Here is a 19,926-nt window from a genome sequence, read left to right as displayed (position 1 = left end):
TTAGCGCTCCCCCGGTGGGGGGAGGTGTGACGCATCGGGGTGGGTCAGGGCGGCCGGGTTGCGTACCAACAAAATGGGCTGACGGGCTTGCTGGGCCACATCCTCGGCCACACTACCCAGCAAAAACTTGCGCAACCCGGTATGTCCGTGGGTACCCAGCACAATCAGATCGGCCTGCTCCTCCTCGGCCACCTGGCGGATGCGCTCTCCAATCAGGTGCCGCCCGGCCTCCCGCAGGACGGTGTGCACCGCCGGAGCGTGGGTGCAACGCCCGGCCGCTTCGTGCAGGATGAGCTCGCCCTGCTTACGCAGGTGGGCCTGTTCCTGGGCAAGCCGGGTCTGGAGCTGGGCCTGATCGGTGAACATCCAGGCCCGGCCTGCGCTGCGGTATAGCTGGGTCAGGTCGGGCACCACGTACACCACCGAGAGCCTGGCCTCCAGGGCCCCAGCCAGGGCATCGGCGTGTTGCAGGGCCAGTTCGCTATAAGCGCTGCCATCAAAGGCGACCAGGATGCGCCTGAATAAGGTGGACTCGAGCCCGTCCCCCCGCACCAACAGGAGCGGTGTAGGGGCCAGGCGGGCCATTCGTTCGGCCACACTGCCCAGCAAAACTCGAGGCAGCCCGGTGCGCCCGTGGGTGCCCATCACCACCAGGTCGCAGCCATGGGCCACCCCCGCGTCCATCAGGGCTTCGGCCACCCCCGGGCGGCCTTCTGGTTGCGTGCTGGTGAGCTGGGTCAAACAGGCCACCTGGGCCTGGTCGGCTTTGCGCGCCCACTGCTCCAGGAGGGCTTTCCCTACGGTGCGGGCGCGCTCGAGGGCTTCCTGGTTATCGCGCAGCTCACGGTAGCGGTGCGGCTCTATGACATGCACAAACACCACCGCAGCCGACAGACGCTTCGCCAGGGCCAACCCCAAGGCCGCGGCGCGCTCACTGGGAGGGGAGCCATCTACTGGGAGCAGCATGCGTTTGTACATCCTCACCTCCTGAGTTTGCTTGTAACATCTACCCGCCGACACCCTTACCATATCGTGCAAAAACCGGCTTGGCTAGGGTTATCCGTCCCTTCCGGCCAATCTAGTGGAAGACCCCTTTTGGCGCTGAGCAAAAGCGCATAATACAGCCATGCTGCGCGATCTTCGTAGCGAATACACCTACGGCACCCTCAGCGAGCAGGAGGCCGACCCCAACCCCTTCCGGCAGCTCGAGCGCTGGCTGGCCGAGGCCCTCGAGGCCCAGCTTCACGAACCCCACGGCATGACCCTCTCCACGGTAGGCCCCGGCGGGCGGCCCAGCAGCCGGGTGGTCTTGCTACGGGGGCTGGACGAAAGGGGGCTGGTGTTTTTTACCAACTACCAGAGCCGTAAAGGACGGGAGCTCGAGGCCAACCCCTGGGCCTGTGTCAATTTCTGGTGGCCCCCCCTGGAGCGCCAGGTACGCGTCGAGGGACGGGTCGAGAAGGCCGAGCCCGAGCTGTCCGATGCCTACTTTGCCAGCCGCCCCTACGACAGCCAGATCGGATCGGCGGCCAGCCCACAAAGCCAGGTGATTGCCAGCCGGGAGGAACTGGAGCAGCGCGTCGCGGAGCTCAGGGCCCGCTACCCCGGGGCCGTGCCCCGTCCGGCCCACTGGGGCGGCTACCGTTTGAAACCCGACACCTTCGAGTTCTGGCAGGGCCGCCCCAGCCGCCTGCACGACCGGCTGGTCTACCGCCTGCAGCCGGATGGAAGCTGGAAAATCGAGCGGCTGGCCCCTTGAGAGGCCTACCAGTACAGGCCCAGCCCCAGTTCGTGCAGGGCCTGGTGGCGGGCTTTGTAATCGGGCATGATCCGCTCGACCAGGGCCCAGAAGCGAGGGCCATGGTTGAGCACCTTGAGGTGGGCCATCTCGTGCACCACCACATAATCCAGCACCCGCAAGGGCAGCATCACCAGCCGCCAGTTGAAGCGCAGCTCCCCCTTGGCGTTGCAGCTTCCCCAGCGCTTTTTTTGGTTGCGGATCAGCACCTTGGGCATGGGCCAGCCAAGCTGCAGCGCGTAGTGCTGAACCCGACGGGTAATAATCTCCTCGGCGCGCGACCGGTACCAGTGCTCCAGCATCTCGCGCACCTCCTGGCTGTGCGTGCTGGAGGCAGCCTGCACCAGCAACACATTGCCTTTGAGGGCCACCGCGGTCTTTGGTCGGCTCCTGCAGGGAAAGTCAAAGTCGAATGGCCCGGGCGGGAGGAGAAAGCCCTGCTCATCGCGCCTGCCTCCACCCGAGGCAGAAGGCCCGGTTTGTACTTGTAAACTGACCCGGCGACCCAGGTACAAAAACTCCTCCCCACTCACGAAACGCTTTCTTGGCCCCAGGCGGTTCCTGAATTCCACGTATTTCTCGGCAATCCAACGGGCTTTGGTGTCGACCAGGGCCACAACTTGTTCAAGGGGCATCCGCTCAGGGGCAGCCACCCGCACCCCTTGGGGATCGATGGTAATTCCCACCGTCCGGCGACGGGCGCTGCGGCGGATGGTATAGCGAATCGCTATGTTCTGGTAGTGCAGGGTGGCCTTTTCCGTTTCTGGCATCTGGGCTTAATGGTATCCAGTACGTGCCCATCAAATGGTGAGATGCAGGCCTGCAGGCTTGGTTGAAAATCTGCAGCGGCATATCAGCAAGCCCCTTATACCGCCTCGAGTATCTGCGATCTGGCCTTCTCCTGCTCGAGCAACACTTTATCTGCGTCCCAGCCCAGTTCGCGACCCATCAGCTCGGCCACCCGGGGCACAGCACCCAGCGCCGCCGAGGTGTCGAGGAAGGCCAGCCGGGTGCGACGGGCCAGCACGTCCATGGGAGTACAGGCCATCTCGTGACGCACGGCGTAGACCACTTCGGCCTCGAGGTAGGGCCAGGCCGTTGCCAGCCGGTTTCCGTAGCCCTCGGCTGCAAGCTGGGCCACAGCCTGGGCGCGGGCGCCATAGGCCCGGTGCAGGTGCCGCGCCACATCTGGGGAAAATCCCATCTGCTCGAGCTTCCGGGCCCCCTCGGGTTCAAAGCCCTGTCCGCCCACCAGCGGGAGCCGCTCGGTACGCGACTCGCCCGCCGTCAGGCCAAATTTCTTGACCGCGTAGTTCACCAGATCCAGCGCCATCTTGCGGTAGGTGGTCCACTTGCCCCCGGTCAGGGTTAGCAGGCCCGAGGCGCTCTCCTGGATCAGGTGGTCGCGGGCCAGCCGGGCGGTATCGGCTTCAGGACGGGCAATCAGCGGGCGCAGGCCCGACCAGCTCGCGCGCACCGCCTCCCTGGGGATCGCTCCTAGGTAGGGCCTTACCTGTCTGAGCACGTACTCAACCTCCGCTTCGCTCACCCTGGGGTGATCTACAATCGGGGCGGGGTCGTCGGTGGTGCCCACCAGGGTGCCCCCCAGCCAGGGCAGCACGAACACCACCCGCCCATCCTCGGTTTTGGGGATCAGCAAGCCGGTATCGGAGGGGCTGTATTTTTTGTCCAGCACAATGTGAATACCCGAGCTGGCCTTGAGCAAGGGGGGGGCCTCGGGGTCGTCCAGGTGCCGGATATGGTCCGAAAAGGGGCCGGTGGCATTGACGATCACCCGAGCAGAAACCTCAATTTCCTTTTCGGACAGGCGGTCTTTGACAGCAGCGCCCGATAGTCTGCCGTTTTGCTTGAGCAACCCGGTCACTTCCAGGTGGTTGAGCACCACCGCACCCTGCTGCATGGCGGTTAGGGCCAGCTCCACGTTGAAGCGGGCATCGTCGAACTGCCCGTCCTGGTAGGCCACCGAGCCCTTGAGGCCTTCGGGGTTGACCGCGGGGAAGCGCGCCAGGGTTCCCCTGGCGCTGATGTACTGCGCGGGTTGCAGGCGCGCACTGCCGGCCAGCAGGTCGTAGAGCTTCAGCCCGGTGTAGTAGTAGGGCACCTCCCACACCCTGTACAAAGGGGTCAGGAGCCAGAGGGGCCGGGCCAGGTGGGGGGCGTTCCTGAGCATGATGGCCCGTTCGTGCAGGGCATCGCGCACCAGGTTGAGCTGTACTTTGTCGAAGGTTTTGATGGCAAGCTCGAGGTAGCGCACCCCCCCGTGGATCAGCTTGGTGCTGCGGCTCGAGGTGCCCTCGGCAAAGTCGTAGCGTTCGACCAGGGCGGTTTTGAGGCCCCGGCTGGCCGCTTCCAGGGCCACCCCGGCCCCGGTGGCCCCACCCCCAATCACCAGCACGTCGAAGGTTTCCGAGGCGAGTTTCTCCAGCAGTTGGGTGCGCTCCATAGCACCATCAGACTAACCCAGACCCGGAAGGCCGGGCCAACGCTCAAAGGAGCAAACCCGCCTAACCGTCGGTCACCAGCCGGGTATCGGCAAAGACCTGCCCGATCACCTCTTCGATGGCCGGTTCCCGCACTTCCAGGTCGTCTATGGGGAGTTCGTGCAGCATCCGGCTCACCCGGCCCACCAGGTCTTCCCGCCGCACCAGCAGCCGGGCCTCGAGCCCCTCCCAGGCCCGCACCTCGCCGAACTGCTCCAGGCGGTCTTTTTCGATGGGCTTTCCCAGCTGAATGTGCACCTCGCGGTAGGGGGCGAAGCGCTCGAGCAAACCCGCCAGCCCCCCGTCGTAGATGAGCCGGCCCTGGTGAATCATCAGAACCCGCTCACACAGCGCAGTGATGTCGGCCATGTAGTGGCTGGTGAGCAGGATGGTGGCCCGGTAGCGCCGGTTGTACTCGAGCAAAAACTCCCGCACCGCCACCTGGGCGTTCACGTCCAGCCCCAGCGTGGGCTCGTCCAGAAACAAGACCTGGGGCCGGTGCAGCAGGGCCGCCAGCAGCTCGGCCTTCATGCGCTCCCCCAGGCTCAGTTTGCGCACCGGCTGGTTCAGCTTGCCCTCCAGTGCAAGCATCTCGCTCAGCTCGGCCACCCGCTTCTTAAACTCGCCCTCGGGGATCTCGTACACCGCGGCGTTCACCCGGAAACTGTCGGCCGCTGGCAGATCCCAGATGAGCTGCTGCTTGTTGCCCATCACCAGGGTAATCTTGCGCAAGAAGGCGTACTCCCGCCGGAAGGGCTGGTGCCCGGCGACCTCGAGCCGCCCCGCGCTGGGGTGAATCAGGCCCGACAAAAGCTTGAGGGTGGTGGTTTTGCCGGCCCCGTTGGGCCCCAAAAAGCCCACCACCTCCCCCGGCTCAATCTGGAAGGAGACGTCCTTGACGGCTTCGACCTGCCGGTACCGGCGCTTGAGGAAGTGCCGGAGGGTGCCCACAAAACCAGGCTCTTTGAGGGCCACCGGATAGAACTTGAAGAGGTGTTCGGCCCGAATCTGGCTCACCTGAAGCAGTATAGCCTGCCGGGGTGGGGCTGATCCGGGGTGTAATCCACCGGTAATGGCAAAGCAGTAGGGTGATGGCTGAGGAGGTCGCAATGAAACCCTTCAAAGACCGCAACCAGGCCGGTGCGCTGCTGGCCGAGCGGCTGGTGGCGCTGGGCTACGACCGGCAGCCCAACCTGTGGGTGTTTGGCCTGCCTCGAGGGGGTGTGCCGGTGGCCTTTCAGGTGGCCCGGCGGCTCGGCGCACCCCTGGAGGTATGGGTGGTGCGCAAGCTGGGCACCCCCGGCCGCGAGGAGCTGGCCATGGGGGCCATCGCCGCGGGCGGGGGGCGGGTGCTCAACCAGGGGATTGTGGACAGTTTGCAGGTTTCGGCCGACACCCTGGCCGCCGTCGAACAAGAGCAGCTCGCCGAGCTGCAGCGCCGCGAGCGGCTGTACCGCGGCAACCGGCCTTTCCCCGACCTGAAGGGCAAAACCGTTCTGCTGGTAGACGATGGGCTGGCCACCGGGGCTACCATGAAGGCCGCCATCGCCGCCGCCCGACAGCACCACCCCGCCCGGCTGGTGGTGGCCGTGCCGGTGGCCCCGCCCGATACGGTGGCGGAAATCCAGGCGCTGGTAGACGAGGTGGTCTGCCTGGAAACCCCGGCTTTCTTTCAAGCGGTTGGCCTGTGGTACGAGCATTTCCCCCAGACCTCGGACGAAGAGGTGCTGGCTTTGCTGCAGGCCGCTTCGGCTAGGCCAGGCCCATCTGATGCAGGGTAAAGGCGTAGATGTCGGCCTGTTCCTCGATTAGCATGCGGGTGGGCTTGCCCATCCCGTGCCCGGCCTTGGTCTGGATGCGAATGAGGATGGGGGCCGGGCCGCCCTGGGCCGCCTGCAGGGCTGCGGCGAACTTGAAGGAGTGCGCGGGCACCACCCGGTCGTCGTGGTCGGCGGTGGTGATCAGGGTGGCCGGGTAGTGGGTGCCGGGCTTCAGGTTGTGCAGGGGCGAGTAGGCCCGCAGGTACTGGAAGTGCTCGGGGTGGTCGGGCGAGCCGTAATCCGAGACCCAGGCCCAGCCGATGGTGAACTTGTGGAAGCGCAGCATGTCCAGCACCCCCACCGCCGGCAGCGCCACCCCAAACAGCTCCGGGCGCTGGGTGAGGACGGCCCCTACCAGCAGCCCCCCGTTGGAGCCCCCCTGAATAGCCAGCCGTTGGGGCTTTGTATAGCCCTGGGCGATGAGCCACTCGGCACAGGCGATAAAGTCGTCGAAGACGTTCTGCTTGCGCTCCAAAGTGCCGGCCCGGTACCAGTCTTCGCCGTACTCGCCGCCCCCGCGCAGGCAGGCCTGGGCAAACACCCCGCCCTGCTCGAGCCAGACCAGCCGCCCTGGGTTGAAGGCGGGGGTCATGGGGATGTTGAAGCCCCCGTAGCCATACAGCAGGGTGGGGTTCTGCCCGTCGAGCCGGAGCCCTTTTTTGTGCACCAGAAACAGGGGTACGCGCGTACCGTCCCGGCTGGGCACAAACACCTGGTGGGTTTCGTAAAGGCCAGGGTCGAACTGCAGGGGCGGTGTGAACAGAGGCCGGGTCTGGCCGGTGCTCAGGTGGTGGTGGTAGAGGGTGAGGGGGTACAAAAAAGAGGTGAAGCCGTAGAAGATTTCGGGGTCGTCCTCTTCACCCGCCAGCAGCGGCACCATACCCAGCGTGGGCAGGGGCAGGCGGCCCCTGGGGCGCCCCTCGAGATCCACCAGCTCCAGCCGGTGGCTGGCGTGGTGCAGGTAACCCAGCACCAGCCCGTCCCCGGCAGGCACCGCAAAGCTAAGGGTGTCCTCGCCCTCGGGCACCAGGGTCTCCAGGGTTTCCAGCCCCCCCTGGGCCACATCCACCACCACCACCCGGCCCCGGGGGGCCTCCAGGTTGGTTTTGAAGTAGAAGCGGGAGCCCTGGTTGCGGATGAACTCGAACGAGGCCACAAACTCGCCCACCAGCTCAACAAAGCGCTCCTCTGAGCCATGGGGCCGGTAGAAAAACAGGTTCTCGCGGTGGGTGCCCCGCCACACGTGCAGGCACTCGTAGCGCCCATCGTGGGTCACGAAGACCTGAAAACCCCACTCCTTCTGGTCGGGCCGCTCGTAGACCAGCACGTCCTGCTGCTGGGGGGTGCCCAAGCGGTGCAGATAGACCTTCTGGAAGTAGTTGGCCCCGGTGTAGTCGGTGCCCTCGCGGGGTTCGTCGTAGCGGCTGTAGAAGAAGCCGCTGCCATCGGGCAGCCAGGCCACGCCGCTGAACTTGCTCCAGCGGATCTCGTCGGGCAGATCCTGGGCTGTTTCCACCTCGCGCACCCGCCAGGTGAGCCAGTCCGAGCCGCTCTTGCTCAGGGCGTAGGCCAGGTAGCGCCCATCCCGGCTTACCGCATAGTTGCTCAGGGCCACCGTGCCGTCCTCGGAGAGGGTGTTGGGGTCGAGCAGAACCCGGGGGGTGGCCTCCAGGTGCTCCTGCACGTACAGCACGTTCTGGTTCTGCAGGCCGTCGTTGCGCAGGCTAAAGTAGCGACCCCCTTTCTTGAAGAAGCTGAGCACACGGGGGTAGTTCCAGAGCTCCTCGAGCCGCCGCTTGAGGGTCTCCCGCATAGGGATCTGCTCGAGGTGGCCAAAGGTAAGCCGGTTCTGGGCCTCGATCCAGGCCTGGGTCTCGGGGGCCTGGGGATTCTCGAGGGGGCGGTAGGGGTCGGGAATCTGCACCCCGTGCAGCTCCTCGACCACCGGGGCGGTGGGGGCGGGGGGATACGAAGGTTTCATCCTGCACAATATACAGGCCCTGCCGCCAGGCAAAAACCTGGGCCAGGTCACATCTCCGGGGTTATCTGCTCGGGATGGGGTTTGGGGCTTCTGAGCTGGCTGATCAGGGTGGCCGCGATAATCAGGCCAGCCCCAATCAGGCCCTGCAAGCCCAGCCGCTCACCTAGAAGCAGGTAGGCAAAGGCCGCCGCATAGACGGGCTCGAGGGTAAAGATCACCGCCGCCTGGGGGGCCGGCACCCGCCGCTGCCCCAGGGCCTGCAACCAGATGCACAGCGCCGAGGCCACCAGGCCCAGGTACAAAAGGGAAAAATAGGGGAAGCCAGCCGCGTTCCATACGGGCTTTTCCCAGAGCATCCAGACCAGCGATAAAAGCGCCACGGTGAGCATCTGAATGCCCGTCAGCGGCAGGGTTGCGTGCCGGCGCGCAAAGTGTTCCAAGCGCCAGATGTACACGGCGTAGGCCAGGGCGGTTCCCAGCGTCCAGAGGTCGCCCAGGTTGGGCGGGGAGCCATCGTAGGACAAGAGCCCCACCCCCCCAATGGCCAGCCCGGCCGCCAGCCAGATGGGCCAGCCCAGGCGCTGCCCCAACAGCCCTAATAGCATGGGCAGGGCCACCACATACAGCGTGGTGATAAAGGCACTGCGGCTGGCCGTGGTGTACTGCAGGCCCACGGTCTGGGTCAGGTAGGCCAAAAAGAGCACCGTGCCCAGCTCGAGGCCCGCCCCCCAGAGCCGGGGGTCGCGGCGGAGCAAAAACGGCAGGAAAACCAGTGTGGCAATGGCAAAGCGCACGAAGTTGACCTGCCCCGGCCCCAGGGTCTGAAGGCTATCCTTCACCAAGACAAAGGTGCTGCCCCAGAACAGCGTGGCCAGGTTGAGGTAGAACACTCCCAGAAGCAGGTCTCGACGCACAAGGAAAAGTTTACCGACTTCCCGCGCTTTTCGATGGCCCTGGCCCCATCCCAGCGCAGCGCACCCCTCTTCTGGGCCTGTGGCTGCGGGCTTTTCCCCAGCTCTGGTAATCTGTCTCCCATGAGTCGGGTTCTGGTCACATTCCTGCGTCATGGCCGCTCACTGGGCGACGACCTGCGGGTGCACGAAGGCCGCTACGACGCCCCCCTCACCGAGGTGGGCCGGGCCCAGGCCCAGCGGCGCCTGGAGGAGTTTCGCGCCAAGCAGTTACACTTCGATCGCATCATCTCCAGCCCCCTCCAGCGGGCCAGGGCCGTAGCGGAGCTGATGAGCGAAGGGCTGGGGGTGCCGCTGGAGCTGGACCCCGACTGGATGGAGCAGGACAACGGCAAGATTGCCGGTCTTTCCTACGAGGAAGCCGAGCAGCGCTTCCCCAAGCCCCTTTTTCGCAGCCCTTACGAAAGGCCATTCGACGGCACTGGAGAAAGCGAGTGGGAAACCTACACCCGCGCCGCCAGAGCGGTTCAGAACCTGGTGAACCGGGGTGCGGGCTCGTACCTGGTGGTGGCCCACGGGAAAATCCTCAACTGTGCGCTGTGGGCCATTTTTGGCCTCTCCCCCGGCAACGGTACGCCCCACCTCAGGTTCTCCTTCGCCGACCTGGGCTATGCGGTACTGGATTACTGGCCAGACCGACACATCTGGCATTTAGACAGGTTCGAGATGGGCTTTAATACCCTAGCGAACCCGCTCGAGGTAGCGCCACCCCAGCCCGGCTAAAAGCACCTGCCCCTGGTAGACCCGCCCCTCCACCGCGTCGCGCCACTGGCCGGGGGGCAGGGGCAGCGGGGCGGCCTCGAGGCCGTTGTTGAAGGCCGCCAGCACCTCGCCAGGGCCACCCTCGCCGCGCAGAAAAGCCATCAGCGGGCCCTCGCCCAGGTGGGTGCGGAAAAGCGGGCTCTGGAAGGCTTTAAGCTGGCCCTTGAGGCGGCCCAGCAAGCGGTAGTGCTGGAGGACATCGGCGCGGCACCTGTCCCACTGGATGGGGTAGCGGTACAGCTCGTTGATGGGCCACACCCCGCGCTCGCCGGTAAAGCCGCACTCCTCGCCCTGGAAGATCACCGAGGCCCCCGGCAGGGCGTAGAGCATGGCCGAGGCCAGCCGCAGCCGGGCCAGGGCCTCCGGGCTGGGGGTGTCGCGCAGGCCACCCCCGCCCAGGTCGGTCAGGACGCGGGGGGTGTCGTGGGAGCCGATCAGGTTGAAGCCCATGGCGGCCACCGCCTCGGGGTAGGTGGCGTAGACCCGAGCCAGCTCGCCCAGCACGCGCCGCCCGCTCTGCAAGGGCCCCCCCCTGGCAAACCCCAGGAGGCCCCCCATGGCCGGGGGGGAGCCCCCGCGCCCCAGGGTGTAGTTCATCAGCGAGTCGAACTGGTCGCCCTGCAGATACTGCGGGCGCAGGTCCCAGACCTCGCCCACCAGATACACCTCGGGCTTCAGGGCCTTGAGTGCGGCCCGCCATTTGCGCACAAACTCGGTGGAGATCTCGTTGGCCACATCCACCCGGATCCCGTCGAAGCCAAAGTTGAGCCAGAAGCGGGAGACCCGGATCAGGTAGTCCTGCACCTCAGGGTGGGCGGTGTTGAGCTTGGGCAGGCTGCCCAGGCCGGCCCAGCCCACATACGCCCGGCCATCGCCGGGGGTGAAGGGCCACCGGCGGATGAAGTACCAGTCCCAGTAGCGCGACTTAGGCCCCTTCTTCACCACGTCCTGAAAAGCCCAGTGCCCCAGGCCGGTGTGGTTGGGTACGAAGTCGAAGATCACCCGGATGCCCTGGCGCCGGGCCTCGGTCAGCAGGCGCTTGAGCAGGGCGTTGTCGCCAAACTTGGGCGAGACCTTCACATAATCGTGGGTGTCGTAGCCATGGGCCGAGCCGGAGTCGAAGAGGGGGTTGAAGTAGATCAGGTTCACCCCCAGCGCGCGCAGGTGGGGCAGGCGCTCCAGCACCCCGGCCAGGTCGCCGCCGTAGTACTGCTGGCAGCAGTGGTAGTCGCCGGGCGGGTCGATCCAGCGCGAAAGGTAGGGGGGTTTTCCGCTCCAGGTCTGGTCGAAGCGGGCCTGGGAGGTTTCCAGGGCCTGGCGGTCGTTGCGGGGGTCGCCGTTCCAGAAGCGCTCGGGGAAGATCTGATACCCCACCCGCCCCGCCACCCAGTCCACCGCCCGGAAGACCCGGGCCGGCACCTCAAAGGGGCCAAAGGTGTGTTCCCGGCCCTCCTTGTCCACCACTCCAATGCGGTACTGCCGGAGCCCGGGCGGCAGGGCCACCCGCCAGGTTTCCCCCTCGGGCGTGGTCAGTTGCAGGGCAAAGGGGTGGTCGCGCTCGGCCCGCAGCACCGCAGCGCGAATACTACCCGCCGGCACCTGGAAGCGCACCGACAGGCGGCCCGCCGCCTGCGAGACGAAGCGCGGCTGGCTGGGGTCGTGCTCCAAAGCCAGCCCACCGGCCTCGGTGGGCCCATCGGCCACCCGCCCCACCTCCCGCAGCGCGTTTTTCCCGCCCTGGCCGTCGTCGGTGCAGCCCTCGGCTTCGGCGTCCACCTGCGGGGTGCCGAAGGTCTCGTCCTCGCACATGTCCTTGGGCCACTGCCCGTTGATGAAAAACTTGTACTGGATGGGGCCCGGCGGCAGCTCCACCGTGACCCGCCAGACCCCCTCCTCGGTTTTCTGCATGGGCAGCTCGGCCCAGTTGTTGAAGCTACCGCGCAGGCTCACCGAGCGCACCTCGAGGCCGTAGGGGGGGTCGTAGGTGAAGGTAACGGCAATCTGCTGCTGGGCCCAGGAGAAGCCCAGAAGCAGGAGCAACAACCACATCCAATACTTGAGTCCTCGCACCTTTACCTCCGCTCGCACCCAGGCTACACAACCTTCAGGGCACCCGCAAACTCACGTAGAAGAGGTATCGCTCGAGGATCTGGTCGCTAAGGGCCGCCTAAAGACCTCGAGGACGTTCGGGCCTTGCAATCGGACGAATAGGCGCAGCGCCCGTCTGCGGCCTGAGCACCATCCACACCACCCCCGCCAGCACCAGCCCCGCCCCCAGGTAGCCCAGCAGGCTGAAGCGCTCACCCCACCAAAGCCAGGCCGCCAAGGCTGCCACCACCGGCTCGATAGTCGCCACCACCGAGGCCCGGGTGGCCTCCAGGCGCCGAAGCCCCGCAAAATACAGGGTGACGGCCAAAAAGGTGGAGGCCACCGTCAGAAAGGCGATGGCCGTCCAGGCCTCGGCGTTTTTGGGCACAAAATGCACAAACGGCAGCAGCCCCAAAGCCCCCACCGGCAGCGCGTACAAAAACACCGTGGGGGTGGCGTACTTGTTCAGGTAGAGCTTGCCAAACAGGTAGTAGGTGGCATAGGTCAGGGCCGAGAGCAGGCCCCAGAACACCGCGGCCGGCGTGACCCTGACCCCGCCCCCCTGCAGGCTGACCAGGGCCACACCCAATAGGGTCAGGCCCACCGCCCCCACCTTATGGGCGTCCATGGGCTCACGCAAAAACAGCCAGGAGAAGAGGGCCACAATGGCCGGGGCGGTATAGAGCAGCACCGCGGCCAAAGCCGCCCCGCCGCTCCCGATGGCGAGCTGGTAGGCCCCGTAAAAAAGCGAGATGCCCACCAGGCCAAAGCCCAGCACCGCCCAGGCGTCGGCGCGCTCGAGGCGCACTTTTTGCATCAGCAGTGCCTGCGCCCCAAACAACACCGCCCCCAAAGCCGCCCGCCAGAAGGCCACCTCGAGGGGGCTTATCCCCTGCGCAAAGGCCCAGCGCGAGACCACCCCCAAGAGCCCCCACAAGCAGGCGGCGGCCAGCACGTAGAGGTACCCGATCACAGCCTACTCGGCAACGGAGTTACGACGACGGCCCATCCAGCTCCAGACCAGGCCCAGCCCCAGGAACAGGCCCGAGCCAAAGACCACCAGATAGGTGATCCAAAGGCGCGGATTCACATTGTAAAAGTCGCGGCTGCGCTGGGCCGTGAGGGCCACCAGGTAGTCGCGGATGGTGATGAAATTCATGGTGGCTAAGATAATCGCGACGATCAGAAGGACAAGCCCCAGTACCAAAGAGATGCGCCCCAAAACACTCATAGCCCCAGTGTACCGGATTTAGCGGACATTGTGATATTGCTAGGAGTTACGCAGTTGCCTCTCACCCCTCTACTCGGCTACCCTTTTCTGCAAAGCAAACAGGCCAAGAGGAGTTAGCTGCTATGAACCCCCCAAAGTGCACCGACCTGGACTATATCCACTTCCTCATCGCCGCCCAGAAGGTCTTCACCTGTACCGAAGCCGCCCGCTGCCAACCCGAGGAACCCAGCGCTCCCGCCCACGACGCCTTCACCCGCCTGCTCCAGCGACAGCCTCCCGACACGGAGGCGCTGTGGCAGGAGGCCAGGGCCGTGGTGGAGCCCACCCGGGGGCTTCTGATCCTGGACGACACCACCCTGGATAAACCCTATGCCCAGCGGATGGAGCTGGTGACCTACCACTGGAGCGGCAAGCACCAGCGGGTGGTCAAGGGGATCGCCCTCATGACCCTGCTGTGGACGGAGGGCCAGGCCCTCATCCCCTGCGACTTCAGGATTTATGACAAGCCCTGGGAAGGGAAGACCAAGAACGAGCACTTTATGGAGATGCTGCGGGTAGCCAAGGGACGGGGGTTTGCTCCAGCGTACGTGCTAATGGATAGCTGGTACGCTTCGCTGGAGAACCTGAAGGAGATTGCTCGCCTGGGCTGGCGCTTCCTCACGCGGCTGAAGGGGAACCGGCAGGTGAACCCGGATAGGGAGGGGCTTCGGCCGGTGAGCGAGGTGGAGATACCGCCGGAGGGGCGGGTGGTGCACCTGAGGGGTTTTGGTCTGGTCAGGGTGTTCCGGACGGTTTCGAAAGACGGGGACGCGGAGCACTGGGCGACCAACGACCTGGGGATGACTGAAGGTCGGCGGGGGGAGTTGGAGCGGGCAGGCTGGGGTATCGAGGTCTACCACCGGGGGCTCAAGGGGTGTTGCGGGGTGGAGCGGGCCCAGGTGAGAAAGAGGGCCTCTATCCTGGGCCACCTTCTTCTGTCCCTACGTGCTTTTCTGAGGCTGGAGGTGTACCGCTTGCGAACGGGGGTGAGTTGGTATGAGTCCAAGGCAAGTATTATCCGCGAGGCGATACGAAGTTACCTGGCCAATCCCATACACATCCTTCACCCAACTGCGTAAGTCCTAATTGCTATACTTGAAACGTGATCAAGGCTCCCGAAACCCCTCCGCGCGACGAACTGATCTTCGACCTGATCCGCCAGGAAGAAGCACGGCAGCGCAACGGCCTCGAGCTCATCGCCTCGGAAAACTTCACCTCGGCCCAGGTGCGTGAAGCCGTGGGCAGCGTGCTCACCAACAAGTACGCCGAGGGCTACCCCGGCAAGCGCTGGTACGGCGGCTGCGAGGTGGTGGATCAGGTGGAAGCCCTGGCCATCGAGCGGGCCAAGCAGCTTTTTGGGGCGGCCTGGGCCAACGTGCAGCCCCATTCGGGCAGTAGCGCCAACATCGCGGTTTACACGGCCCTGCTCAAGCCCGGCGATACCGTGCTGGGCATGGATCTGTCGCACGGCGGCCACCTCACCCACGGCTCCCCGGTCAACTTCTCCGGCCTCAACTACAAGGTGATCGGGTACAAGGTGCGCCCGGAGGACGAGCTTTTGCACATGGAGGACGTGCGGGCTCTGGCCCTGGAGCACAAACCCAAAATGATCATCTGCGGGGCCAGCGCCTACAGCCGCACCCTCGACTTCAAGGCCTTCCGCGAAATTGCGGACGAGGTGGGGGCCTACTTGATGGCCGACATCGCCCACATCGCGGGGCTGGTGGCCGCGGGCCTGCACCCCTCCCCCCTGCCCTATGCCCACATCGTGACCTCCACCACCCACAAAACCCTGCGCGGGCCGCGCTCCGGCCTGCTTTTGAGCAACGACCTGGAAATAGCCGCCATCCTCGATCGCTCCATCTTCCCCGGCACCCAGGGGGGCCCTCTGGAGCACGTGATTGCCGGCAAGGCGGTGGCCTTCTGGGAGGCCTTGCAGCCCTCCTTCAAAACCTACGCGGCCCAGATCATCAAAAACGCCCAGACCCTGGCCGCCGAGCTACAAAAGCGCGGCTACCGCATCGTCTCAGGCGGCACCGACAACCACCTCTTCGTGGTGGATCTGCGCCCCCAGGGCCTCAACGGCAGCAAGGCCACCAAGCTGCTCGACGCCGTGCACATCACCATCTCCAAGAGCACCCTGCCCTACGACACCGAGAAAATCATCCACGGCGGCGGCATCCGCATCGGCACCCCGGCCATCACCACCCGCGGCATGACCGAAGAACACATGCCCATCATCGCCGACCTGATTGACCGGGCCCTGAAGGGCGAAAACCCCGAAACCCTCAGGGCCGAGGTCAAGGCCTTCGCCTCGCAGTTCCCCCTGCCCTAGTGGAAGCCATACTCGAAGGCCTTGTTGCCCTGCTCGCCGTGCACCTGGGCGTTGAAGGAGATAATCACCCGGTCGCGCTCGCCGTCGTAGGGCATGGCCTTGTGCAGCAGCCAGCTTGGAAAGACCACCAGCACCCCTTCCTCGGGGGTTATATCGAAGGTGGTCTGCTGCAGGTAGGCGTTGCCCATGTCCATGTGGGCCCCGCCCAGCAGGTTGAGGTGCTGGGCGTAAAAACGGGTGATGCCGTTGAGCGCACCCAGCACCGGGTGCTGCTGCCGCTTCTGGGCAGGGTCGAGCTGCACGTAGTAGACCCCCGACCACGAGCAGTTGCCGTGGTTGTGGATATCGTGGAAGCCGTAGCGGTTTTGAATCTGGAACCAGGCCCCCACAATCTCCATGCGCAGGTTCTTGACCCCGGCCTGCTGCCAGATGGCCCCGTTTAGGGTACGGGCGATTTCGAAAACCGCATCGGAGATAAAGCCGAACAAAGCCTGCAAAGCCGGGTGTTGGTAGCGCAGCAGGATGTCGTCGGAGCTGCTGTAAACGGTTCCCTGCAAGCCCTGCTCGCCCAGTTCGCGGTAGAAAAGGCGGAGGAGCTCCGGGTTCACCGCCGCCGCATCTTCAAACTTTCGAACCAGTATGGGCGTGGGCCAGAGCATCTGCACCGGGGATGTGTTCATAAGACACCTCGCCCTAATCTAAGGCCTCTGGCTCAGCAGGTACAAAAGCACCACCAGCCCAAGCTGCAGCCCCACCAGCAAGAGCAGCCAGCGGCCATGCCCCATCCATAGCGCCACCCAGGCCAGGAGCATCAGGGCAATCAAGGCGCCTTGGGCCAGGTTCTGCACCCGGTAGCCGAGTGAGAAGAGGTAGGCGGTAAAGTAGACCAGGAAACCCGTCCACAAAAGCACACCCAGGGTTTGCAGGATCTTGTAGAGCATGGGGTGATTCTACCTGGGGTACACAAGGCCTGCCTGGGGGTTTAGACTTTATAGAGCGTCTGGAGGAAGCCTATGACCCAAACCCCATCCAAAAACCAAGCCCTCATCGAGCGGCGGCACAAGATTGTCCCCCGCGGTGTTTCGCAGGTGCACCCCATCGTGGTGGCCCGCGCCGAGGGCGGCAAGATCTGGGATGTGGACGGCAACGAGTACCTGGACTGGTTTGGCGGCATCGGGGTGCTGAATGTGGGGCACAACCACCCCAGGGTGGTGGAGGCGGTGGAAAGGCAGCTGCGCCGCTACATGCACACCTGCTTTCCTGGAGCAGCCTACGAGCCCTACATCGAGCTGGCCGAGCGGCTCACGGCCACCGCGCCCATCTCCGGCGATAAAAAAGCCTTCTTTTTGAACACCGGCGTGGAGGCCACCGAGAACGCCATCAAGATTGCCCGTTCGTTCACCAACCGGCCCGGGGTGATCGCCTTCCGCGGCAGCTTCCACGGGCGCACCCTGATGGGCATGACCCTCACCGGCAAATCCAACCCCTACCGCCAGAACTTTGGCCCCTTTGCCCCCGAGGTCTACCACGCCCCCTACCCCAGCGAGTACCACGGGGTAGACACCCGCAAGGCTCTGGACGGCCTGCACGAGGTCTTCGATACCCAGATTCAGCCCGAGCGGGTGGCCGCCATCATCATCGAGCCGCAGCTGGGCGAGGGCGGTTTTATACCGGCCCCCAAGCCCTTCCTCAAGGCCCTCAGGAGCCTGACCCAGAAACACGGCATCGTGTTTATTGACGACGAGGTACAGACCGGCATTGGCCGCACCGGCAAATTCTGGGCCATCGAGCACGCCGAGGTGGAGCCCGACCTGATCTGCTTCGCCAAGAGCATCGGCGGCGGGCTGCCCATCGGGGGGGTGCTGGGCAGGGCTGAGATTATGGACGCGCCCGCGGTGGGCGGGCTGGGCAGCACCTTTGGGGGCAACCCCCTGGCCTGTGCCGCCGCGCTGGCCGTGCTGGAGATCTTCGAGCAGGAAAACCTGCTGGAGAAAGCCCAGAAGCTGGGTGAGCTTCTGCACGAGGGCTTCCGCAAAATTCAGGCCCGCTTCCCCCAGGCAGTGGGCGACGTGCGCGGCCTGGGGCCCATGATCGCCATGGAGCTGGTCAAGGATCCCAGCAGCAAGAGCCCCAACCCGCAGCTCACCAACCGCCTGCTCGAGGTCGCCCGCGAGAAGGGCCTGCTCTTGTTCAAGGCCGGGATGCACTCCAACGTGATCCGCTGCTTGGTACCGCTGGTGGTGAGCGAGGCCGAGGCCCGCAAGGGCCTGGAGATTCTGGAGGCCAGCCTCGAGCAGGCCCTGAGTGAAGCCAGATAGCCCAAGGTTTGCCTGGCCCGCCTCCTGCAGGGGGCGGGTGTTTTTTCGATCGCCTCCCTGGTCAACCCCCGGCCCCCTCTGGTAATCTGTTCGCCAACCATGACCGCCGCCATACGGCCTCCGGCCACGGGGGAGTCCCTTTCCATACAGAACGTGGTCAAAAAATTCGGCGACTTTACCGCGCTGGGCGGGGTGAGCCTCGAGGTGCCTGCGGGCCAGTTCTTCACCCTTTTGGGGCCCTCGGGCTGTGGCAAAACCACCCTGCTGCGGATTATTGCCGGCCTCGAGCTGCCCACCGAGGGCCGGGTGGTGCTGAGGGGCCAGGATCTCACCCCCCTCCCGGCCAATCGGCGCCCGGTCAACACCGTGTTTCAGAGCTACGCCCTGTTCCCCCACCTTACAGTGCGGGAGAACATCGCCTTTGGCCTCAAGAGTCGGCGTATGGATAAGGCCGAGGTGGAACGACGGGTGAGGTACGGGCTGGAGATGCTGCAGCTCGAGCGCTTCGCCGAGCGGCTGCCCCACCAGCTCTCGGGGGGGCAGCGCCAGCGGGTGGCCCTGGCCCGGGCCCTGGTCAACGAGCCCCAGGTGCTTTTGCTGGACGAGCCCATGAGCGCCCTCGACGCCAAGCTCCGGGCCGAGGTGCAGGTGCAGCTCAGGCGGCTCCAGCAGCAGCTGGGCCTGACCTTTATCCTGGTCACCCACGACCAGGACGAGGCCATGGCGGTCTCGGACCGCATCGCCCTGATGCGCATGGGCCACCTCGAGCAGGTCGGCACCCCGGACGAGGTCTACGAGCGGCCCCGCACCCGCTACGCCGCCGAGTTCCTGGGGGCGGCCAACCTGATCCGGGGCAAGCGGCTCCCCATGGGCCTCGAGGCCCCCTTCGGCAAACTGGCCCTGGGCCAGACCCCACCCTGGGACGAGGGCTATGTGGCCATCCGGCCCGAGCGGGTGCGGCTATCCGAGGTAGAACCCCGGCAGAACGGCCTGCGGGTGCGGGTGCGCGAGGCGGTCTACCGCGGGGCTTATCAGGAAGCCTGGCTCGAGCCCTGCGACATCCGGGTGCGCACCGCCCCCCACCCCACCTTGCAGGCCGGGCAGGAACTCTGGGCCGAATTGCCGATAGATGCGCTGGTGGTGCTGGATGAATAGGCTCCTTGTCTGGTTCGGCGAGCTGACCACCCCGGCCCGGCTCTACCGCCGGGGGCTGTGGTTCTTGCTGCCTGCCGCCATCTGGATCCTGGGCCTGCTGGTCATTCCGGGCCTCTCGCTGGTGGCCCTCTCCTTCGCCGAGCGGGGGCCGTACGGCGAGGTGGTCTGGAACTTCAACCTGGAAAACTACCGCCGCCTGCTGGGCTACGGCCTCTTCGGCTGGAGCCCCGACACCATCCTGATCCTGCTGCGAAGCCTCTGGGTGGCCTTCGTCACCACCCTCATCTGCATCGTGCTGGCCTACCCCCTGGCCTTCTTCATCGCCAGCCGCCCACCCCGCACCCGCTACCTCTGGCTGGCCCTGGTGATCATCCCCTTCTGGACCAACCTGGTCATCCGCACCTACGCCTGGCAGATGCTCCTGGCCCCCGATTTTCCCTTTGCCCGGCTGGCCCAGGCCCTGGGCCTGCTGGCCCCCGACAGCGGCCTCTACCCCAGCCCACTGGCGGTTTATATTGGCATGATTACGGCTTTTCTGCCCTTTGTGGTGCTGCCGCTTTTCTCCAGCGTGGAGCGGCTGGACTGGAGCCTGGTGGAGGCTGCTCAGGACCTGTACGCCAGCCGCATCCGCACCTTCTTCCAGGCCATCTGGCCCCAGACCCTGCCGGGCCTCACGGTGGGCATCATCCTGACCTTTATCCCGGCCATGGGCATGTTCGTGATCCCCGACCTGCTGGGCGGGGCCAAGTACCTGCTGGTGGGCAACCTCATCCAGCAGCAGTTCTACGCCAGCCGCGACTGGCCCTATGGGGCGGCGGTCAGCCTGGGCCTGATGGTTCTGACCCTGATTGGGCTGGCCATCTACCGCCGCCGAGGAAAGGACGTGGACCTGGTATGACCCGCAGCCCTGGCTTACAAGCGTGCAGG

At 65.4% G+C, this 19,926-nt stretch carries 19 protein-coding genes; 8 read left to right on the top strand and 11 right to left on the bottom strand.

Going from position 1 to position 19,926, the window contains the following annotated elements:
- A complete protein-coding gene (locus MTAI_RS01015) occupies positions 1-978 on the bottom strand; it encodes a universal stress protein (RefSeq protein WP_036196770.1) in 978 nt (325 codons plus the stop codon).
- Positions 979-1,126: 148 nt separating this feature from the next.
- Between MTAI_RS01015 and pdxH the strand changes: the two genes are divergently transcribed.
- Positions 1,127-1,759 carry a pyridoxamine 5'-phosphate oxidase gene (pdxH, locus tag MTAI_RS01010; protein WP_027886591.1) on the top strand — a complete coding sequence of 211 codons (633 nt, stop codon included), beginning with the start codon at positions 1,127-1,129 and terminating at the stop codon, positions 1,757-1,759.
- A 5-nt stretch (positions 1,760-1,764) separates the two neighbouring features.
- Here the strand turns inward: pdxH and MTAI_RS01005 are convergent, their stop codons facing one another.
- From MTAI_RS01005 to MTAI_RS00995, 3 genes are all read right to left on the bottom strand, one after another.
- Positions 1,765-2,568 carry a M48 family metallopeptidase gene (locus MTAI_RS01005; RefSeq protein WP_027886592.1) on the bottom strand — a complete coding sequence of 268 codons (804 nt, stop codon included), beginning with the start codon at positions 2,566-2,568 and terminating at the stop codon, positions 1,765-1,767.
- 95 nt (positions 2,569-2,663) lie between these two features.
- Positions 2,664-4,262 (bottom strand): glycerol-3-phosphate dehydrogenase/oxidase, encoded by a 1,599-nt coding sequence (locus MTAI_RS01000; RefSeq protein WP_027886593.1) that lies wholly within the window; start codon positions 4,260-4,262, stop codon positions 2,664-2,666.
- A 61-nt stretch (positions 4,263-4,323) separates the two neighbouring features.
- Positions 4,324-5,316, bottom strand: a complete 993-nt coding sequence (locus MTAI_RS00995; protein ID WP_027886594.1) for an ABC transporter ATP-binding protein — start codon at positions 5,314-5,316, stop codon at positions 4,324-4,326.
- Positions 5,317-5,408: 92 nt separating this feature from the next.
- On the opposite strand from MTAI_RS00995, the gene MTAI_RS00990 reads away from it, so the two are divergent.
- On the top strand, positions 5,409-6,080 hold the full coding sequence (locus MTAI_RS00990; RefSeq protein WP_027886595.1) for a phosphoribosyltransferase: 672 nt from the start codon (positions 5,409-5,411) through the stop codon (positions 6,078-6,080).
- Here the strand turns inward: MTAI_RS00990 and MTAI_RS00985 are convergent.
- Both MTAI_RS00985 and MTAI_RS00980 read right to left on the bottom strand, forming a co-directional pair.
- Positions 6,052-8,100 (bottom strand): prolyl oligopeptidase family serine peptidase, encoded by a 2,049-nt coding sequence (locus tag MTAI_RS00985; RefSeq protein WP_027886596.1) that lies wholly within the window; start codon positions 8,098-8,100, stop codon positions 6,052-6,054. The genes MTAI_RS00990 and MTAI_RS00985 overlap by 29 nt on opposite strands.
- Before the next feature lie 47 nt (positions 8,101-8,147).
- Positions 8,148-9,014: a DMT family transporter gene (locus MTAI_RS00980; protein WP_027886597.1), complete on the bottom strand. Its 867-nt coding sequence runs from the start codon at positions 9,012-9,014 to the stop codon at positions 8,148-8,150.
- 120 nt (positions 9,015-9,134) lie between these two features.
- On the opposite strand from MTAI_RS00980, the gene MTAI_RS00975 reads away from it, so the two are divergent.
- Complete coding sequence (locus MTAI_RS00975) at positions 9,135-9,794, top strand: histidine phosphatase family protein (RefSeq protein ID WP_027886598.1); 660 nt, start codon at positions 9,135-9,137, stop codon at positions 9,792-9,794.
- Here the strand turns inward: MTAI_RS00975 and MTAI_RS00970 are convergent.
- The 3 genes from MTAI_RS00970 to MTAI_RS00960 form a co-directional block, all read right to left on the bottom strand.
- Entirely contained in the window at positions 9,753-11,903 is a 2,151-nt protein-coding gene (locus tag MTAI_RS00970; RefSeq protein ID WP_027886599.1) for an alpha-amylase family glycosyl hydrolase, read from the bottom strand. The genes MTAI_RS00975 and MTAI_RS00970 overlap by 42 nt on opposite strands.
- Positions 11,904-12,000: 97 nt before the next feature.
- The gene (locus MTAI_RS00965) at positions 12,001-12,891 is read right to left on the bottom strand and encodes a DMT family transporter (RefSeq protein ID WP_241768755.1); all 891 of its coding nucleotides are present in this window, start codon (positions 12,889-12,891) and stop codon (positions 12,001-12,003) included.
- 6 nt (positions 12,892-12,897) lie between these two features.
- Entirely contained in the window at positions 12,898-13,152 is a 255-nt protein-coding gene (locus MTAI_RS00960) for a hypothetical protein (RefSeq protein ID WP_027886601.1), read from the bottom strand.
- Between the two features lie 122 nt (positions 13,153-13,274).
- Here MTAI_RS00960 and MTAI_RS00955 point away from each other — a divergent pair, with 122 nt between their 5' ends.
- Both MTAI_RS00955 and glyA read left to right on the top strand, forming a co-directional pair.
- Positions 13,275-14,270: an IS701 family transposase gene (locus tag MTAI_RS00955; protein ID WP_187388538.1), complete on the top strand. Its 996-nt coding sequence runs from the start codon at positions 13,275-13,277 to the stop codon at positions 14,268-14,270.
- A 23-nt stretch (positions 14,271-14,293) separates the two neighbouring features.
- Positions 14,294-15,526, top strand: coding sequence for a serine hydroxymethyltransferase (gene glyA / locus MTAI_RS00950; protein WP_027886602.1), 1,233 nt, complete (start codon positions 14,294-14,296; stop codon positions 15,524-15,526).
- Here the strand turns inward: glyA and MTAI_RS00945 are convergent.
- Both MTAI_RS00945 and MTAI_RS00940 read right to left on the bottom strand, forming a co-directional pair.
- Complete coding sequence (locus tag MTAI_RS00945; RefSeq protein ID WP_027886603.1) at positions 15,523-16,206, bottom strand: TIGR02466 family protein; 684 nt, start codon at positions 16,204-16,206, stop codon at positions 15,523-15,525. The two genes, glyA and MTAI_RS00945, sit on opposite strands and share 4 nt — an antisense overlap.
- Before the next feature lie 18 nt (positions 16,207-16,224).
- Positions 16,225-16,467: a hypothetical protein gene (locus tag MTAI_RS00940; protein ID WP_027886604.1), complete on the bottom strand. Its 243-nt coding sequence runs from the start codon at positions 16,465-16,467 to the stop codon at positions 16,225-16,227.
- A gap of 72 nt (positions 16,468-16,539) precedes the next feature.
- Here MTAI_RS00940 and gabT point away from each other — a divergent pair, with 72 nt between their 5' ends.
- From gabT to MTAI_RS00925, 3 genes are all read left to right on the top strand, one after another.
- Positions 16,540-17,844: a 4-aminobutyrate--2-oxoglutarate transaminase gene (gene gabT, locus MTAI_RS00935; RefSeq protein WP_027886605.1), complete on the top strand. Its 1,305-nt coding sequence runs from the start codon at positions 16,540-16,542 to the stop codon at positions 17,842-17,844.
- Positions 17,845-17,943: 99 nt separating this feature from the next.
- On the top strand, positions 17,944-18,999 hold the full coding sequence (locus MTAI_RS00930) for an ABC transporter ATP-binding protein (protein WP_027886606.1): 1,056 nt from the start codon (positions 17,944-17,946) through the stop codon (positions 18,997-18,999).
- Positions 18,992-19,897 carry an ABC transporter permease gene (locus MTAI_RS00925; protein WP_187388565.1) on the top strand — a complete coding sequence of 302 codons (906 nt, stop codon included), beginning with the start codon at positions 18,992-18,994 and terminating at the stop codon, positions 19,895-19,897. Before MTAI_RS00930 ends, MTAI_RS00925 begins: the two co-directional genes overlap by 8 nt.
- The last annotated feature ends 29 nt before the right edge of the window (positions 19,898-19,926 follow it).

The organism is Meiothermus taiwanensis WR-220, assembly GCF_003568585.1.
GTDB lineage: Bacteria > Deinococcota > Deinococci > Deinococcales > Thermaceae > Meiothermus > Meiothermus taiwanensis.
Note: the sequence above shows the minus strand (reverse complement) of the source record. Positions and strands in the feature narration are given on the sequence as shown.

Excerpts from the sequence above, each read along its gene's own strand:
- MTAI_RS01015 (WP_036196770.1), bottom strand. The coding sequence starts at position 978 with ATGTACAAACGCATGCTGCTCCCAGTAGATGGCTCCCCTCCCAGTGAG.
- MTAI_RS00985 (WP_027886596.1), bottom strand. The coding sequence starts at position 8,100 with ATGAAACCTTCGTATCCCCCCGCCCCCACCGCCCCGGTGGTCGAGGAG.
- pdxH (WP_027886591.1), top strand. The coding sequence starts at position 1,127 with ATGCTGCGCGATCTTCGTAGCGAATACACCTACGGCACCCTCAGCGAG.
- MTAI_RS01000 (WP_027886593.1), bottom strand. The coding sequence starts at position 4,262 with ATGGAGCGCACCCAACTGCTGGAGAAACTCGCCTCGGAAACCTTCGAC.
- MTAI_RS00975 (WP_027886598.1), top strand. The coding sequence starts at position 9,135 with ATGAGTCGGGTTCTGGTCACATTCCTGCGTCATGGCCGCTCACTGGGC.
- MTAI_RS00930 (WP_027886606.1), top strand. The coding sequence starts at position 17,944 with ATGACCGCCGCCATACGGCCTCCGGCCACGGGGGAGTCCCTTTCCATA.
- MTAI_RS00945 (WP_027886603.1), bottom strand. The coding sequence starts at position 16,206 with ATGAACACATCCCCGGTGCAGATGCTCTGGCCCACGCCCATACTGGTT.
- MTAI_RS00925 (WP_187388565.1), top strand. The coding sequence starts at position 18,992 with ATGAATAGGCTCCTTGTCTGGTTCGGCGAGCTGACCACCCCGGCCCGG.
- gabT (WP_027886605.1), top strand. The coding sequence starts at position 16,540 with ATGACCCAAACCCCATCCAAAAACCAAGCCCTCATCGAGCGGCGGCAC.
- MTAI_RS00955 (WP_187388538.1), top strand. The coding sequence starts at position 13,275 with ATGAACCCCCCAAAGTGCACCGACCTGGACTATATCCACTTCCTCATC.
- MTAI_RS00940 (WP_027886604.1), bottom strand. The coding sequence starts at position 16,467 with ATGCTCTACAAGATCCTGCAAACCCTGGGTGTGCTTTTGTGGACGGGT.
- MTAI_RS00990 (WP_027886595.1), top strand. The coding sequence starts at position 5,409 with ATGAAACCCTTCAAAGACCGCAACCAGGCCGGTGCGCTGCTGGCCGAG.
- MTAI_RS01005 (WP_027886592.1), bottom strand. The coding sequence starts at position 2,568 with ATGCCAGAAACGGAAAAGGCCACCCTGCACTACCAGAACATAGCGATT.
- MTAI_RS00960 (WP_027886601.1), bottom strand. The coding sequence starts at position 13,152 with ATGAGTGTTTTGGGGCGCATCTCTTTGGTACTGGGGCTTGTCCTTCTG.